This window comes from Pseudoalteromonas sp. BZK2, from assembly GCF_014349195.1.
GTDB lineage: Bacteria > Pseudomonadota > Gammaproteobacteria > Enterobacterales > Alteromonadaceae > Pseudoalteromonas > Pseudoalteromonas simplex.
Map to the genome: position 1 here is coordinate 142,313 of NZ_JACSOG010000004.1, position 16,026 is coordinate 158,338.

16 protein-coding genes are annotated in these 16,026 nt (G+C 39.7%); 9 read left to right on the forward strand and 7 right to left on the reverse strand.

Annotation, left to right across the window (positions count from 1 at the left end; genetic code table 11):
* The first annotated feature begins 4 nt into the window (after positions 1–4).
* The 7 genes from BIZ38_RS04055 (at position 5) to BIZ38_RS04085 (ending at position 7,916) form a co-directional block, all read left to right on the forward strand.
* Positions 5–1,612, forward strand: a complete 1,608-nt coding sequence (locus tag BIZ38_RS04055) for a carboxyl transferase domain-containing protein (protein WP_187489625.1) — start codon at positions 5–7, stop codon at positions 1,610–1,612.
* 10 nt (positions 1,613–1,622) lie between these two features.
* Positions 1,623–2,393 carry an enoyl-CoA hydratase/isomerase family protein gene (locus tag BIZ38_RS04060; RefSeq protein ID WP_062569055.1) on the forward strand — a complete coding sequence of 257 codons (771 nt, stop codon included), beginning with the start codon at positions 1,623–1,625 and terminating at the stop codon, positions 2,391–2,393.
* An 8-nt stretch (positions 2,394–2,401) separates the two neighbouring features.
* Positions 2,402–4,366: an acetyl/propionyl/methylcrotonyl-CoA carboxylase subunit alpha gene (locus BIZ38_RS04065; protein ID WP_187489626.1), complete on the forward strand. Its 1,965-nt coding sequence runs from the start codon at positions 2,402–2,404 to the stop codon at positions 4,364–4,366.
* Positions 4,366–5,271 (forward strand): hydroxymethylglutaryl-CoA lyase, encoded by a 906-nt coding sequence (locus tag BIZ38_RS04070; protein ID WP_187489627.1) that lies wholly within the window; start codon positions 4,366–4,368, stop codon positions 5,269–5,271. The genes BIZ38_RS04065 and BIZ38_RS04070 overlap by 1 nt, the downstream gene beginning before the upstream one ends.
* 11 nt (positions 5,272–5,282) lie before the next feature.
* Complete coding sequence (locus BIZ38_RS04075; RefSeq protein WP_054553797.1) at positions 5,283–5,981, forward strand: CoA transferase subunit A; 699 nt, start codon at positions 5,283–5,285, stop codon at positions 5,979–5,981.
* An 11-nt stretch (positions 5,982–5,992) separates the two neighbouring features.
* Entirely contained in the window at positions 5,993–6,649 is a 657-nt protein-coding gene (locus BIZ38_RS04080; RefSeq protein WP_054553796.1) for a 3-oxoacid CoA-transferase subunit B, read from the forward strand.
* A gap of 388 nt (positions 6,650–7,037) precedes the next feature.
* The gene (locus tag BIZ38_RS04085) at positions 7,038–7,916 is read left to right on the forward strand and encodes a LysR family transcriptional regulator (protein WP_054553795.1); all 879 of its coding nucleotides are present in this window, start codon (positions 7,038–7,040) and stop codon (positions 7,914–7,916) included.
* A gap of 59 nt (positions 7,917–7,975) precedes the next feature.
* Here the strand turns inward: BIZ38_RS04085 and BIZ38_RS04090 are convergent, their stop codons facing one another.
* The 3 genes from BIZ38_RS04090 to BIZ38_RS04100 form a co-directional block, all read right to left on the reverse strand.
* Positions 7,976–9,865 carry an amidohydrolase gene (locus tag BIZ38_RS04090; protein WP_187489628.1) on the reverse strand — a complete coding sequence of 630 codons (1,890 nt, stop codon included), beginning with the start codon at positions 9,863–9,865 and terminating at the stop codon, positions 7,976–7,978.
* A 200-nt stretch (positions 9,866–10,065) separates the two neighbouring features.
* Positions 10,066–10,413 (reverse strand): hypothetical protein, encoded by a 348-nt coding sequence (locus BIZ38_RS04095; protein ID WP_187489629.1) that lies wholly within the window; start codon positions 10,411–10,413, stop codon positions 10,066–10,068.
* 97 nt (positions 10,414–10,510) lie between these two features.
* Entirely contained in the window at positions 10,511–10,963 is a 453-nt protein-coding gene (locus tag BIZ38_RS04100; RefSeq protein WP_187489630.1) for a hypothetical protein, read from the reverse strand.
* A gap of 432 nt (positions 10,964–11,395) precedes the next feature.
* On the opposite strand from BIZ38_RS04100, the gene BIZ38_RS04105 reads away from it, so the two are divergent.
* The gene (locus BIZ38_RS04105) at positions 11,396–11,818 is read left to right on the forward strand and encodes a hypothetical protein (protein ID WP_187489631.1); all 423 of its coding nucleotides are present in this window, start codon (positions 11,396–11,398) and stop codon (positions 11,816–11,818) included.
* 116 nt (positions 11,819–11,934) lie between these two features.
* Here the strand turns inward: BIZ38_RS04105 and BIZ38_RS04110 are convergent, their stop codons facing one another.
* From BIZ38_RS04110 to BIZ38_RS04125, 3 genes are all read right to left on the reverse strand, one after another.
* On the reverse strand, positions 11,935–12,354 hold the full coding sequence (locus BIZ38_RS04110; RefSeq protein ID WP_187489632.1) for a hypothetical protein: 420 nt from the start codon (positions 12,352–12,354) through the stop codon (positions 11,935–11,937).
* Between the two features lie 582 nt (positions 12,355–12,936).
* Positions 12,937–13,473 carry a hypothetical protein gene (locus tag BIZ38_RS04120; protein WP_187489633.1) on the reverse strand — a complete coding sequence of 179 codons (537 nt, stop codon included), beginning with the start codon at positions 13,471–13,473 and terminating at the stop codon, positions 12,937–12,939.
* 107 nt (positions 13,474–13,580) lie between these two features.
* Positions 13,581–14,015 (reverse strand): GNAT family N-acetyltransferase, encoded by a 435-nt coding sequence (locus BIZ38_RS04125; protein ID WP_187489634.1) that lies wholly within the window; start codon positions 14,013–14,015, stop codon positions 13,581–13,583.
* A 436-nt stretch (positions 14,016–14,451) separates the two neighbouring features.
* Between BIZ38_RS04125 and BIZ38_RS04130 the strand changes: the two genes are divergently transcribed.
* On the forward strand, positions 14,452–14,871 hold the full coding sequence (locus tag BIZ38_RS04130; protein WP_054553788.1) for a hypothetical protein: 420 nt from the start codon (positions 14,452–14,454) through the stop codon (positions 14,869–14,871).
* Positions 14,872–14,937: 66 nt separating this feature from the next.
* Here BIZ38_RS04130 and BIZ38_RS04135 read toward each other — a convergent pair whose 3' ends face one another.
* Positions 14,938–16,026, reverse strand: coding sequence for an HlyD family secretion protein (locus tag BIZ38_RS04135; protein ID WP_054553787.1), 1,089 nt, complete (start codon positions 16,024–16,026; stop codon positions 14,938–14,940).

The following is a 16,026-nucleotide window of genomic DNA, read 5'->3' on the forward strand; positions in this document are numbered from 1 at the left end:
TGTTATGACGATTTTAAAATCGAGTGTAAATCCACACGATCCGCAATTTTTGCAAAATCACGACAACATGGCTGCTCTCGTAAGTGATTTACGTGAAAAAGTAGCGGATATCCGTTTAGGTGGTGGCCCTGCCCTGATTGAGCGCCATCAAGGCCGTGGTAAGTTGTTTGTTCGTGACCGTATTGAAACGCTACTTGATGAAGGCTCGCCATTTTTAGAGATTTCACAATTTGCTGCCTTTGGCGTATATGAACAAGCTATTCCTTGTGCCGGTGTTGTGGCTGGGATTGGTCGTGTGAAAGGCGTTGAATGTATGATCATCGCCAATGATGCAACCGTAAAAGGCGGCACATACTTTCCACTAACAGTGAAAAAACACCTGCGTGCCCAAGATATCGCAGAGCGTTGTCATTTACCTTGTATTTATTTAGTTGATTCAGGCGGTGCAAACCTGCCTGAACAAGATGATGTATTTCCAGATAAATTACACTTTGGCCGTATTTTCTATAATCAGGCTCGTATGTCTGGTAAAGGCATCCCACAAATTGCAGTCGTAATGGGTTTATGTACTGCAGGTGGTGCTTATGTACCAGCGATGGCTGATGAAAGTATTATTGTAAAAGAGCAAGGTACAATTTTCTTAGCAGGCCCGCCACTGGTTAAAGCGGCTACCGGTGAAGAAGTAAGTGCTGAAGAGCTCGGTGGCGCTGATGTTCACTGTAAAACATCAGGTGTTGCCGATCACTATGCTGAAAACGATGCCCACGCACTTTCGATTGCTCGCCAATGTATTGAACGAATTAATTATCAGCGCCCTACTGCACCGTTACTTGATGATGTTAAACCGCCGCGTTACGACATTAACGAAATTTACGGCATTGTGGGTACCGACCTTAAAAAACCATTTGATGTACGCGAAGTAATTGCCCGTGTTGTTGATGATTCATCGTTTGATGAATTTAAACGCTACTTTGGCGAAACACTAGTAACCGGCTTTGCAACAATCTTTGGTCACCCTGTCGGTATTGTTGCAAACAACGGCATTTTATTCAGTGAATCAGCGCAAAAAGGCGCGCACTTTATACAGCTATGTGCACAACGCAAAATTCCTTTGGTGTTTTTACAAAACATTACTGGCTTTATGGTTGGTAAAAAGTACGAAGCCGAAGGCATCGCCAAACATGGTGCAAAAATGGTAACCGCTGTGTCATGTGCTGATGTGCCAAAATTCACAGTTTTAATTGGTGGCTCGTATGGTGCAGGTAACTACGGTATGTGTGGCCGTGCGTTTGAACCTACCATGATGTGGATGTGGCCAAACGCCCGTATCTCTGTAATGGGTGGTGAACAAGCAGCAGGCGTTCTTGCACAAGTTAAACAAGACGGTTTAGCCCGTAAAGGCGAAAGCATGACTGATGAGCAAGTCAGTGAGTTTAAAAAGCCAATTATCGAGCAATATGAAAAACAAGGTCATCCATATTACGCCAGTGCCCGCCTTTGGGATGATGGCATTATCGATCCTGCTGATACCCGCAATGTATTAGGGCTTGCCTTAAGCGCAGCTAAAAATGCACCAGAGCGCGATTCGCAGTTCGGCGTATTTAGAATGTAATGGAGGCCTTATGTCAGTAACACTCGAAATAACAAAATCAAATGTGGCTGTACTGGTACTAAGTCGCCCTGAAAAACACAATGCATTTAACGAAGAAGTCATCAGTGAGCTGATCCGTTTAATTGAACACGCAAACAGTTGTGATGTGCGCGCACTGGTTTTAAAAACCGAAGGTAAGCACTTCTCTGCTGGCGCTGATTTAAACTGGATGAAGTCGATGGCTGGCAATGACTTTGCAGAAAACTTAGCGGACTCTATGCAGCTAGCAAAGCTTATGAAAGTCCTTGCTACAAGCCCACATCCAACAATTTGTGCCGTACAAGGTGCTGCATTTGGCGGTGCGTTAGGCTTGATTGCGTGTTGTGATATCGCAATTTGCCAAGACGATGCACAGTTTTGCTTAAGTGAAGTAAAGCTTGGTCTTATTCCTGCAGTTATCAGCCCTTATGTCATTAAAGCCATTGGTGAACGCGCTGCACGTCGTTACTTTTTAACGGCTGAGATTTTTGACGCACATACAGCCAAGCAACTGGGTTTAATTCACCAGATCACTGGCGATTTACAAACAGCGCTCGACAAACACTTACAAAACCTTGTCAACAATGGTCCTGTTGCTGTTAAAGCAGCAAAACAGCTAATCAATGATGTCGCTGGCAACGTAATAGATGATGCACTGATTGAGTTAACCGCAGAACGCATTGCACGCATTCGTGTATCTGAAGAAGGCCAAGAAGGCCTGACTGCATTTTTTGAAAAACGTGCCCCTAACTGGCAGAAATAGGAACCATTATGACAACAAAATCATTGAAAAAAATTCTCGTTGCCAACCGTGGTGAAATTGCCTGCCGAGTTATGCGTACAGCAAAGCAAATGGGCTTAACTACGGTTGCAGTGTACTCAGATGCTGATAAACATGCTCAGCACGTAAAGCTTGCTGATGAGGCGTATCACATTGGCCCTGCGCCAAGTAAAGATTCGTACTTAGTAGCAGACAAAATAATCGATGTAGCTAAACAAGCAGGTGTTGATTGTATTCACCCGGGTTATGGTTTTTTATCTGAAAACTGTGACTTTGCACTCGCGTGTGAGAAAAATGATATCGCCTTTATTGGCCCGCCAGGATCAAGTATTGAAGCCATGGGTTCAAAAACCCGCGCTAAAGAAATTATGCACCAAGCAAATGTACCATTAGTGCCAGGCTACTATGGTGACAATCAAGATACAGATTTCCTACAAGCTGAAGCTGAAAAAATTGGTTATCCGGTACTGATTAAAGCGGCCTTTGGTGGCGGTGGTAAAGGCATGCGAGTTGTTGAACACGCAAAAGACTTTATCGGTGCACTTGAAGGCGCAAAACGTGAAGCAAAAGCCGGCTTTGGTAACGATTTAGTACTGTTAGAGCGCTATGTCACCAAACCGCGCCATGTTGAAGTACAAGTTTTTGCCGATAGTCATGGTAACTGTGTGTACTTAGGCGACCGTGACTGCTCTTTACAGCGTCGTCACCAAAAAGTAATTGAAGAAGCCCCTGCTCCGGGTTTATCTGATGCACTTCGTAAAGAAATGGGTGAAGCTGCGGTACGTTGTGCCCAAGCGATTAACTATCGCGGTGCAGGTACGGTTGAGTTTTTATTATGCGGTGATGAATTCTTCTTCATGGAAATGAACACCCGTTTACAAGTAGAGCACCCAGTAACAGAAATGGTAACCGGTGTTGATTTGGTGAATTGGCAAATCAATATTGCGGCAGGTGAAGCATTACCACTTAGCCAAGCAGATATTCAGCTACAAGGTCACAGCTTTGAAGCGCGTATTTATGCAGAAGATCCAAGTATTGACTTTATTCCGTGTTCTGGCCACATTGACGCCCTATTCACACCGAACGAATCTGAATTTGTACGTATAGATACAGGGATTGCAGCGGGTGATGAAATTAGCCCGTTCTACGATCCTATGATTGCTAAATTAATTGTTCATGATGATAACCGTGAGGCAGCGCTTGGGCGTTTATCAAAAGCACTAGAGCAATTCCACCTTGCAGGTTTTAGCTGTAACGTTAATTTCTTACATAATCTTGCTAACCACGCTACTTTTCAAGCAGGTGCACCCGATACGCACTTTATTGAAGACCAAGGTGAGCGCCTTGTTGCTAAAAACGAGCAACAGTCTGTTATTGCGACCGTTGTGGCAGCCTATGCGTATGCACATCAACTAAAAGGTGAAAGCAGCAGCCCATGGCAACAATTAACAGGCTTTATGCTAAACAGTGATGCTAAAACAACAATTCCGTTTGTAGATTTAAACGTTCATGCTGTTAAGACCTCAGATGGCTTTAAAATTAGCTTAGATGGGGTTGACTATACAACCTCGGGCAAGGTTGAAAATGGCCTTGCAAACTTAGTTGTTAATGGCGAAAAAGTTGTGGCTCATATTAATCAAACAGACTCTCACATTACAGTGATGTACAAAGCACAGCAAACGGTGCTAGAACTGATTGATAAACACTATATTAGTGAACACGAAAGTGATGCGTTGCCACTTGCTGCACCACTCAATGGTACTGTTGTTAAACATTTAGTTGAAGTGGGTAGTACTGTTGCTAAAGGTGACGCTGTTGTCATCATCGAAGCGATGAAAATGGAATACACGCTTAATGCCCCACATGATGGTGTATTAACCAGCTATTGCTTTGCTGAAGGTGAACTGGTGAGTCATGGTGATATGCTCGCGATTGTTGAAGAGCCGGAGGCGTAATGGCACAGTTTCCTGATTTTGTTCGCATTGTAGAAGTTGGCGCCAGAGACGGTTTGCAAAATGAAGCCGCCGTTAATACCCAAGATAAAGTCGCTCTTATCAACGCCCTTGCAGATGCTGGGCTTAAAGATATTGAAGCAGGCGCCTTTGTGTCACCTAAGTGGGTGCCACAAATGGCTGACTCTAGCGATGTAATAAGCGCATTAAATTTGCCAGACGTTAACTTAAGTGCCCTCACCCCGAATTTACGGGGTGCAGAGGCAGCAAAACAAGTCGACATTCAAGAATTTGCAATCTTTACAGCAGCAAGTGAAGCGTTTTGTCAAAAGAACATTAACTGCTCTATTGATGAAAGTATTGACCGCTTTAAGGATGTTATGGATTTTGCCAAAGCGAATAACATTCGTGTTAGAGGTTATGTTAGCTGCGTCATGGGTTGTCCATATCAAGGTGATGTCGACTACAATGATGTATTAAAGGTATCAGAGCGATTATTAGAGCTTGGTTGTTACGAAATTAGCCTTGGCGACACCATTGGTGTAGGTACGGCAAAAAAAGTCGATGAGTTATTAGACTTACTCTTGCAACATATTGATAAATCAAAGCTCGCTGTACATTTTCACGACACCTACGGACAAGCGCTCACAAATATTTACACCGCTCTGAGCCGAGGTATAGCAACGGTTGATAGTGCTGTTGCAGGCCTTGGTGGCTGCCCTTATGCCAAAGGTGCGTCAGGAAATGTTGCCACTGAAGATGTAGTTTACTTACTGCAAGGACTTGGCATAGAGCATGGAATTGATTTAGAAAGACTGGCGAAAGCTGGTTGGGCTATTTGCAGTGCATTAAATAAACAACCTGTCAGCAAGGTATCACTTGCTCTAAAGAACACTCAGAATAATTAAGGAGTAGGCTCATGGCCGGTTTCGATAAAGTGGTTTCAAGTTATGAAGCTGCAATGGAAGGTTTAAAAGATGGCGATACAATTATCGCTGGTGGCTTTGGCTTGTGTGGTATTCCTGAGGGACTTATCAGTGAAATTAAGCGTAAACAGACTAAAAATCTAACTGTTGTTTCGAATAACTGCGGTGTCGACGATTTTGGTTTAGGTGTTTTACTTCACGACAAGCAAATTAAAAAAATCATCGCTTCTTATGTGGGTGAAAATGCGCTTTTCGAAAAACAACTACTCGATGGCGAAATTGATGTTGTTTTAACACCACAAGGTACACTCGCTGAGAAGATGCGCGCCGGTGGTGCTGGTATTCCTGCGTTTTATACTGCTACAGGTTACGGCACTCCGGTTGCCGAAGGCAAAGAAGTTAAAGAATTTGATGGTCGCCCATATATCTTAGAAGAGTCAATTACAGGTGAGTTTGCCATTGTTAAAGCATGGAAAGCCGACCGCTACGGTAATCTTGTATTTCGCCACACAGCTATGAACTTCAACCCGATGGCCGCGACAGCAGGTAAAATTACCGTTGCTGAAGTAGAAGAGATTGTTGAACCAGGTGAACTTGAGCCAAGCCAAATTCATACCCCAGGTATTTATGTTAATCGCGTGATCAAAGGCGACTTTGAAAAACGCATTGAACGTGTAACAACTCGCGATTAAGGAGCATTAAAATGGCATTATCACGTGAACAAGTTGCAATGCGTGTTGCACAAGAACTACAAGATGGCTATTACGTAAACCTAGGTATTGGTATCCCTACTCTGGTTGCTAACTATGTACCTGACGGTATCGAAGTTATGTTGCAGTCTGAAAATGGCTTATTAGGTATGGGTGCGTACCCAACTAAAGACCAGGTTGATGCAGATATGATCAACGCGGGTAAAGAAACCGTGACAGCAGCCACAGGTGCAGCAATATTTAATAGTGCAGATAGTTTTGCCATGATACGGGGTGGTCATGTAGACTTAACAGTATTAGGTGCATTTGAAGTTGACCAGAACGGTAACATCGCATCGTGGATGATCCCAAAAAAGCTAATTAAAGGCATGGGTGGCGCGATGGACCTCGTTGCTGGCGCGAAGAATATTATTGTTACGATGACTCATGCAAGCAAGCATGGCGACTCTAAGTTATTAGAAAGTTGCACTTTACCGCTAACTGGGGTTAACTGTGTAAAGAAAATCGTAACTGATTTAGCCGTATTAGAAGTTAAAGACGGCGCATTTCATCTAATCGAACGCGCTCCAGGCGTGTCGGTAGATGAAATTATTAGCAAAACGGCAGGCAAATTGCTTGTTGAAGGTGATGTTCCAGAGATGGTTTTTTAAACCACTCACATCCCATGTACCGACCTCATTCCCAGTGCCAATGGCGCTGAGTTACCCAAAATCCCTCGCAAGAGGGATTTTTTTTATCTAGCGTTCACGTTTCGCCGCACCATTTTGTCACATAAATAGTATAAAATGCCCTGCTTTAGTGAATTGGCAGTATCTAATACTGAGACTATGACGAAATAGCTAAAACTGCTAAGATCACTTTTTTACTAAACATTTGCCTAAACATAGATTAAACGAGCGATTAAAGGCTGTTTTTTATACAATATGGCAAGAGTTAGCTATATTCATTCTTTACTCTCTATTTTTTTACATTTTGGGATAATAATTGCTTAGCAGTTAATTAACTAACAAGCGCTATTGAGACTTACTGAAATTAACTATGCAAACACCTATTCGTGGCCTACGCTCATTTTGTTTTGCTGCACGCACCCTTAGCTTTAAAGATGCAGCAAACCAGCTTTACCTTACACCGTCTGCCGTAAGCCATCAGATCAAACAATTAGAAGAACAATTGGGTATTGAACTGTTTGAACGTCAAACCCGCTCTATCCGCCTAACTGCTGCGGGGAAGAATTTTTATGACTCTGTATCACCGCTTATTAAAGCGCTAGAAAAAACCATCAATGAGTTTAGTCAGTTACAAGAGAACGTTACGATCAGTATTACGTTACCTGAGTTTTTCGCCAGTGAGCTTTTAATGCCAAAACTGAGCGAATGGACCAGTGAGCACCCAAATACAAACTTACAGCTTAATACCTTAAAAACGCGTAAAGAGCTGACTAAGCAAAGCGATTTGTCGATTGTATTGTCTTCATCTAAACCGCACGAAGGCGTTGTACATGAGCTATTTTCGCTATCGTATACACCAGCTTGCAATAAAGAAAACTGGCAAGCATGGCAAGAAAACCCGTTTCAGGCTTTAAATGAAGTTCCTCTTATACTTCATAAAGCACGTCCTTGGGCTTGGCACCAATGGGCAGAGCATGCTGGTATTGATGACTTTGCACCAAAACAAATTATTCAGGTTGATAGTATGTTTGGTGTGGCACGTGCGGCGCAACAGGGTATGGGTATTGCCCTAATCCCCTTGCCTATCAGTCAGACTTGGTTTGATGAACAATGGTTATTTAATTTCACCGATATGCCATTAAAAACGAAAGATAAATATTACTTAGTGCAACACGATCCTAGTGAAACTAATGCACAATTAGAGCTATTTATAAAATGGATGCTTGATACCTTTAAACATCTTAAGTAAATTATCGGGTAACCTTTATTAAAGCATTAATGGTTACCCGATTTACCTTAATTGATACTTTAATGGTTATGAGATAATAATCTTCGAAGTTTGACTAATGTCGCCTCTTTAATTATTGAGCTGTCCTCCGCACCTGGTGATACTTTTGCCACACTATCAACTTGATTACTGCGATTAAGCTTTTCCACTGGCTGTAACCGCCCCTCAAGCATTGTCCCCCATACCTTTATATCTTTTATATCTTTTGGAGCAACATTGTATGGGCTATTCAACATCATAGTTAAATTAGCATCTTTACCAACTTCAATTGACCCGACTCGATGTTCCATTTGAATTGAATATGCAGCTTCAATTGTTATCGCTTTTAAAGCCGCATCTAAGGGAACACGGTGTTGAGGACCGATAACAGGACCCTCAGCAGTAAAGCGATTTACTGCTGACCAAACTAATTGCAACGGCTTGGCTGGTGCCATTGGCATATCAGAATGAAAAGATAGTGAGCCTCCATATTTCAATACATTTTCATGGGGAACCATATTAGAAGAACGTTCTACACCAATGCCTAACTCAGAATATTTACCTGCAAGTGCTGTAACATAATACGGGTTCGAGCTAACAATACCACCAAGTTCAATCCAACGCTTTACTTGCTCCGGTTGAGCAAATCCAAAATGGACAAGCACTGAACGGTGATCTTCACGAGCCTGTCGAGACATTGCTTTTTCAAGTGCACCTAGTAACACATCCATACCTGCATCGCCATTGTTATGAACATGAATTTGATAGCCTGCATCCCAGTATGTATTAAACATAAATTCAAAAGCCGGAGGGTCGATGATCCATGCACCATGGTGTCCATCTAGATAACCATCTTTCATTTGCATTAATTGACTATAAATGGCGCCATCTGTAAAAAGCTTTACTTGGTTTGGTAGATACCAAGTTCGACCACTTCCCCACGTTTCTACTCGTTTCGTCTCTTCAATGAGGCGTTTAGCATCGTCCGGCTTTTTTGCGTAAAAACTTTTACCATCGCCAATAAAGCAATGATTAAATGGTGTGTCAGTATCTGAATAAACTGCATTGATTCTAGTTTGTAATTCTTTAGATAAGAACCCACCGGGCTCACACGCCAATGTAATTCCATTTTTATGATAATAGGTTTCGGTGTATTCGAGCCCTCTCGTAAATTGCTCACTCGAAGCTAAATGAGGAGTTAATTTTGGAAGTATTGCAATAAGACCTTGTTCGAAGAAATGACCTTTTTCAATATTAATCATTTCTTTCGCACTCCTACTTAGGGAAGCAATATAATCGTCAGTTATATTCGCTAATTTCAATGCTGCAGAATTCAAATAAAACTCATGTTGAGAGCGGTGCCAAACAAATATCGGGAAATCAGGAGCCAATTCATCCAAAATACTTCGTGACATTTCTCCATGAAAGTAGTGATGATAGCCCCAAGTAATAAATGGCTTTTTCTTATCTTTGTGTTCATTTATTGCAGTTGTAAGCCTTTTACGATAATTTTTTTTGTTCCGCACAGCTGGCGAAAACCCATCAATTGCATCCCAATCTTCGATAGAAATGACTTTCATATTCATGGCAAGTGCAGCAAGTACGGGATGAACATGTTGTTCCACAAATCCAGGCATAACAATCAAGTCATCCAGCGACTTACTTAAAATAGCATTTTCCCCAGCAATAGAACGAACTTCTTTTAACGATCCAACTGCTAAAAATTTACCATCACGGACTGCAATTGCTTCAGCTTTTGGCTTCTTAGGATCCATGGTTATAAAGTCACGAGCGGTGTAAATTACCGTACCAGAATATGGTTTCGTTACGTAATCAATATCCTGTAAACGAATTGCATCACAATGTCCAAACATGGGAAAAACTAGGCAGAAATTGAGTACTATGGGTTTAAATTTTGACAAAAATGACATAATAACTCCCTATTAATGTCTATTAGGTAAAAAACAACATCATAAAAATTAACTTGCAGCACATTGAGCATAGAACAGTTTGCTAATTATGAGCATTAACGTACAGAAAATTCTGAGCTTAGGGTAAGTTTCAGTAGTAAGCAAAAAGTTTTAATAACTCGAAGCCCTCACAGTGTTTGATTGACTTTAAATTACAAAAATTAAGATTTAACCTTCTCGACTAAGATAAATACTTTGTTTTCACCAATTTCGAATGACGCTTGTTTACCATATTCCACAATAAAAGAAGGTGTAAAATAGCTGCCAGCGAGTGTGATTGATGTTTCTACAGCTGCCGTATTATTTTGTTGTGGTGTAACTTTAACTTCATAACTAAACCCCTCACCTATAGAAATGGTCGCAGGTTGTTTTTCTTCCACCAGCATTACTGGCGATGCTAGTAGCTCATTCGCTTTATAAACAGATGTTTCAACTTGAAAACTATCAGCTGCGAAACAACTTGTTGATGCTAAAAATACTCCAGCTACTAAACCTAACTGTTTTTTCATATTATTTCCTTATCTCATTTATAGGGTTTGTCCGTAATTAATATCAGTTAGTACGTTTATTTGATACACGGAAATTTCTGAATGTTAATTATCTCTATCAAAGCTCTCGATAATACACATCAATGGTATGTGATATAGCTTCATAGCTGTTATTTTCGTGTTTAAAACACGCTTTTCTTAGTTCCTTCTCTTCGTAGTTTTTACCTGCTACTACGACTTGATCTAAAGTTTGTGAACGTGCACAGAATTGCTGTTTTGAAATTGTTTCTACTTTGACTGATTCAGCTTTTGAACGCGGTAATGAACTAGGCTTAGGATTTTGCTTCATGCCTTCAAGTAACTGTGCTTTAGTAACAGGCACAGTATCTGACCCTAGCCCAGGAATATGCAATGTTTGTTTAATCGTATAGTTTTTACTTAATAATGGCGCAAACAAAGATACATCGTTGCTCAAATAAGCTTGCTCAAAATTAAGATAAACAGCCACTTTATCTTCAGCTGCATTGGCAATAACAGGCCCTAAAAGTAACAACGCAAATATCAGTTTCATGGTTATACGCTTATTCTGAATAAATTAAGTCATCAACTACACATACCATCATAAAGTACCGATTTTATTTTTAATTAACAACAATTTGTTTGTTTTGCGTACTCTACTCCTATATTGTTCTTTATCGTAAACATTACCTATTTAAACCCTGTGTCTACTTTATCAGGGTCAGATCATGTCTACTTTATCGGGGTCAGATCACAGATCTGACAGCTGATAGCTGATAGCTGATAGCTGATAGCTGATAGCTGATAGCTGATAGCTGATAGCTGATAGCTGATAGCTATAAGACTAACTCATTACATTAGACTAAAGTCTATAGGTTAAATTTCTTCATCTATTAGGTCATTTTTTATCGTTTGTTGAATTTGCAGCGTTCAATTAAAGTTCCTTTGTCGGCGATTGATACCGACTCAAATAGAGGAAATGATTATGTTTAGTACACTTATGAAACGCGTTGCACTTAGCTCTTTATTAACTTGTTCAGCTATGGCAGTGGCTGATCAGAGTGACTACAAATTAATGGTTATTGATCAATCTACACGAGCAACAGTAGAAACAAACCGCCAATACGAACTAGCATTTAACCAATGTGCGTTAAGTGTTCAAGCAAAGAATTTTACAGAAGCTGAAACACTTTGCTCTAAAGCAATCAGCTTGCTTAGCAAGAGCAAGGTACCTGCTTACAAACGTCGTGAATTAACCTCATTTGCATTAAGCAACCGCGGTGTAGCTCGAATCATGTCTGAAAACGACACTGCTGCATTGTCTGACTTTTACGAAGCAGTACAAATTTCAGGTAACGAGCTAGTAGAGCACAACTTAACGCGTGCGAAAAAGAACTTAGCATTATAAGTTTTCACAAAATTGTGTTGTCACAAAACCCAGCTTCGGCTGGGTTTTGTCGTTTATGTACTTTGGATGTTTCCCAGCACTTAAACAGCTTGATATATAGAAGGTTTTCGAATTCATCATTGCTTTATAGAACCCAGAATAAAACAAACGCCAACATAAAACCAAATAACGCTTGCAACTATTTGCCAAATATCTAAACCTGAGGTTGTGATAAATGTTGGAATGGCAATTAAACCCCGTAAAGTGCAAATTACCGCAATAGTAACTAGAGCAGGTTTCAGAAAAGAAACTTTACGGATTAAACCAGCCGCTGAAAAAGCAAACACAGTACAAGCAAACATTAAGCTAGCTACGATTATTGTACCAATTGGGGCAAGCAATGTTCCATGTATTGAAGATTCTATAATCTGTTGAGGTGCCCTAGCAAATGCATACCAGCTAGGCCCGCCAAATATACATAGTACGTGCCAGATAGCAGAAATAAACGCAATAACACCCGCACTAATTAATAATTTTGATTGAATACTAAGGCTCAATATTGACTCCGTTCTACTGTAATCTTAGGTCTTATCAAAGCAAATCGACTATAGTCCACTTCAAACCTTTCTGAACCGGAATTTCACATTCCCCCAAAAGAGGTAATCTTTTTCGCTGCTGATAAGTTAAAGCTAACATCAAACATGACTTTATTATTACTTTTGGTGGCGAAGTTGATAAACAAAGAAATATTGCTCTATTTCCTTGAAATGAAGCTCTTCACCATATAGTTCACGAAATGTATCTACCAATTTAGTTTGGTAATTGAAAAACAGATAATAATTATTAGGTGACTTTAACTTCCAGTCGATTCGAATAGGGCTGCCTGTTTTTACACTATCGCTAGGCTCTTCCCATTTAGTGTCTCGTCAATTTCACCTAGGGCCAGTTCAAATGCAATTTCAAAAACTAACTCTCTAATCTCGAAGAGCTTAGTTCTGGCATTTTAGGGTATTTATCAAATTTTTTTTACTTCCTTGTTCATTTGAATCTCCGTTATTCATTTTATTCAGTCAAAAAAGTATGGTTGGAAAATCAATGAAGTAGTGTAGCCATACAGTAAGCCCACTTGTATTTTAAACTCACTCACCACTTGGTCCAGATAATGCCTGTTTGTAACTTAAATCAAAGTTTTTGAGTAACTGATTCAGGTAGTTCAGGTTTATCTGGTTAGGTTTAAAACTTTGTCCCTTCTCAATATTAGCTATATGTTGTTTTAGTTTTGCTTTATCTTTATTCCAAAAAGCGATGTTTCCTAACACAAAGTCATTCCAATACATTTTTGAACCATTTAGCTTTTCATCGGGATCCAATACTTTTTTAGCGTAAAAAACCGCTTGTTGATAGTCACCCGCTAACCCTTCCATTTGCGCTAAATGCCAAGTTAATGAGCTTTCATTTGAATTATTATGAGAGATATAACGTTTTATCAGAATGGCAGCTTCAGCATGGCAACCTGATTTTTTTAACAATCTAAAACCGGCATCGTACGTCTGATCAAATTGTTGGTATGTTAGGCTCAAATCGTCTTTTAACCTTTCTTCAAGCTCAACTTTACAGTCAGCAAAGCTTACATTTGATATAATTAAAAACCCGATTGATAAGAGTCCTGTTTTCATAATTCTGTCCTTAAATTTGCTAATGCCTGTATAAGATAACACTGCAATCAAACGCAAGTTCACCACGAACTGAAAGTATTTGATTCCATGTAACCTTTAAATTGTTGTTATTTCTCTAGCTCATGATAAACATTTGGATTCCAAATTTGCATAAACATCTCTGGATTTTCAATTGGTTGAAAACCATATTGCGCGTACAAACCATGCGCATCTTTTGTTGCCAATACCATACGTCTCAAGCCTTGAAGCTCGGGGTGAGATACTATGCTCTCAACAAGCCACTTGCTCAAACCTTTACCTCGATGGCTTTCTACTATGAATACATCGGAAAGATAAGCAAATGTTGCTTTATCTGTTATAAGGCGGGCAAAACCTACTTGAGAATCATAGCTGTCATAGACTCCAAAACAAAAAGAGTTTGAAATGGCCGTTTCTAGCGTCTGCTTTGGTATTCCGGACGCCCAGTAGCTTTTTGAAATAAAACCGTAAATTACTTCAAAATCGAGATCAGTTTTATCTGTGCTAATTCTATATCCTTGCACCAGTATTCCTTTTTACGGTTTATCATGATAATTATGAATTTATTGCTAGTCTGCGTACCACAATAAACTCTTGTTATTTCAGATGTTTAGTTTTAACAAAGTTACTAACCAATTGCTACTGTCCAAACAATAAGACTGTGCCCCTTTGACCTAAATATATTTTAAACCACAATTTACGGACCCAAATAACATTTCTATATAAGAGACAGCATTAAATTTATTAGCACTCAACTCAGCTAATTTGTAACTTTCAATACAGGAATACAACAACTTCATCTCCTCTACATCACAGTAAAATTCCGAATCCTGAGTAATTACTCTATAGATTAAATTTCTTCATCTAACAGTTTTAATTTAATCGTTTGTTTAGCTTTTGGGAATATTTTAAAGTTCACTCGTTGGCAAGAAACACCAACTTATTCAGAGGAAAACTATCATGTTAAAAACACTTGTAACCACTATTGCACTTAGCTCTTTATTAACTTGCTCAGCGATGGCAGTAGCCAAACAAGCTGATTATAAACTGATGGTTATTGAGCAAGCTCAAACGAACGATAATGCAACTAGCCAATACGAAACTGCCTTCAACCGCTGTGCATTAAGCGTTAAAGAAAAGAATTTTTCAGAAGCGGAAAGCCTGTGTACACAAGCAATTTCTCTTCTAAGTACAAGTAAGGTACCTGGTTACAAACGCCGCGAATTAACTTCGTTTGCACTTAGTAACCGTGGTGTTGCCCGCATCATGTCTGAAAAAGATACTGCTGCACTTTCTGACTTTTATGAAGCGGTGCAAATTTCTAAAAATGAACTTGTTAATCACAACTTAAGTCGCGCAAAACAAAACCTAGCGCTGTAAAAGTTCCCCCAACCAAATTGTTGTCGAAAGCCCGGTTCTTGTGTGTTCTGACCGGGCTTTTTTTATTTAATGTTTGGCAAATAAATCTGACATCCCCTTCATTGTGATGCGATCAAATTGAATTTCTACAGGTAATCCTTCTATGTGGTATTCTGCTGGAATATCTACTTGCAAAATAAGTTTTAAAGCGGCTTTTTCGCCTTCGAATGGACCTGAAAGCTGCGGGGGTATCTTACTTGTAAGCTCTGTATATTCATTAATTACAGCATCAAATTTTTTACCATTTGGAAGTTTTACAGTCGCTTTTTGACCTATTTTTGAATACTCCAAAAATTTTGGTGCAAGATAAGCATGAACTCTTAGTTCTCTGCCGGTATCTACTGAAAATAATGGTGAGTTTTGATCTACAAACTGACCATCTTGCACAAAGATATCGTTAATATTTCCCGAAAACGGAGTTTTAACAACAAGGTTTTGTTGCAGTGCAGACAACTTTGCAAATTCAATTGAAAGATCTTGATAGCGTTGCCCCTTTAATCCATACAAGCGTTCCATTTCTTGCCGCTCTTTCTCACGCAAGATATCAACTTTTGTCTGTTCGTAACTTAATTGAGCACTGTTAAAAGCAGCTATTGCGCTTGCTAAATCAGAAACGGGGACTATTCCGCGGCTTTTATAATCTTTATACGTATTAAGTAATTCTTGCTGCCTTTCAACGCCTTCTTTTGCGACTCGCTTTCTTTGTTCTAGCTGCGTCATAATTGTTTTGCTAAATGGTATCTGTTGTTGAGTTAGATTTAATATTTGTCGGTCAACTTCTTGATACTGCCCTGTCAATTCAGGGTTATATAATGTGAGCAATATTTCATCTTTCATCACAGAATCACCAAGGTTAACGTCAACAAATTCAATAGTTCCTTTACTTGGAGCTTTAATCAGAAGCGGTTCAGTCGTAATGATACCAACAGCTTCAACCTTAAGTTGTGGCACTAAATAAATCCATGCGACAATACAAATAGGGCTCAATGCAATCAGAATTAAAAAATACCAGCGTAATTTATGTGATGTTCTTTTTGCTCCAGCATATGGAACTTTAATTCCTTTTTCTTCATTCGGATTGTTGACCTTTGCAGTGCTATTAAAATGCAATTTCAT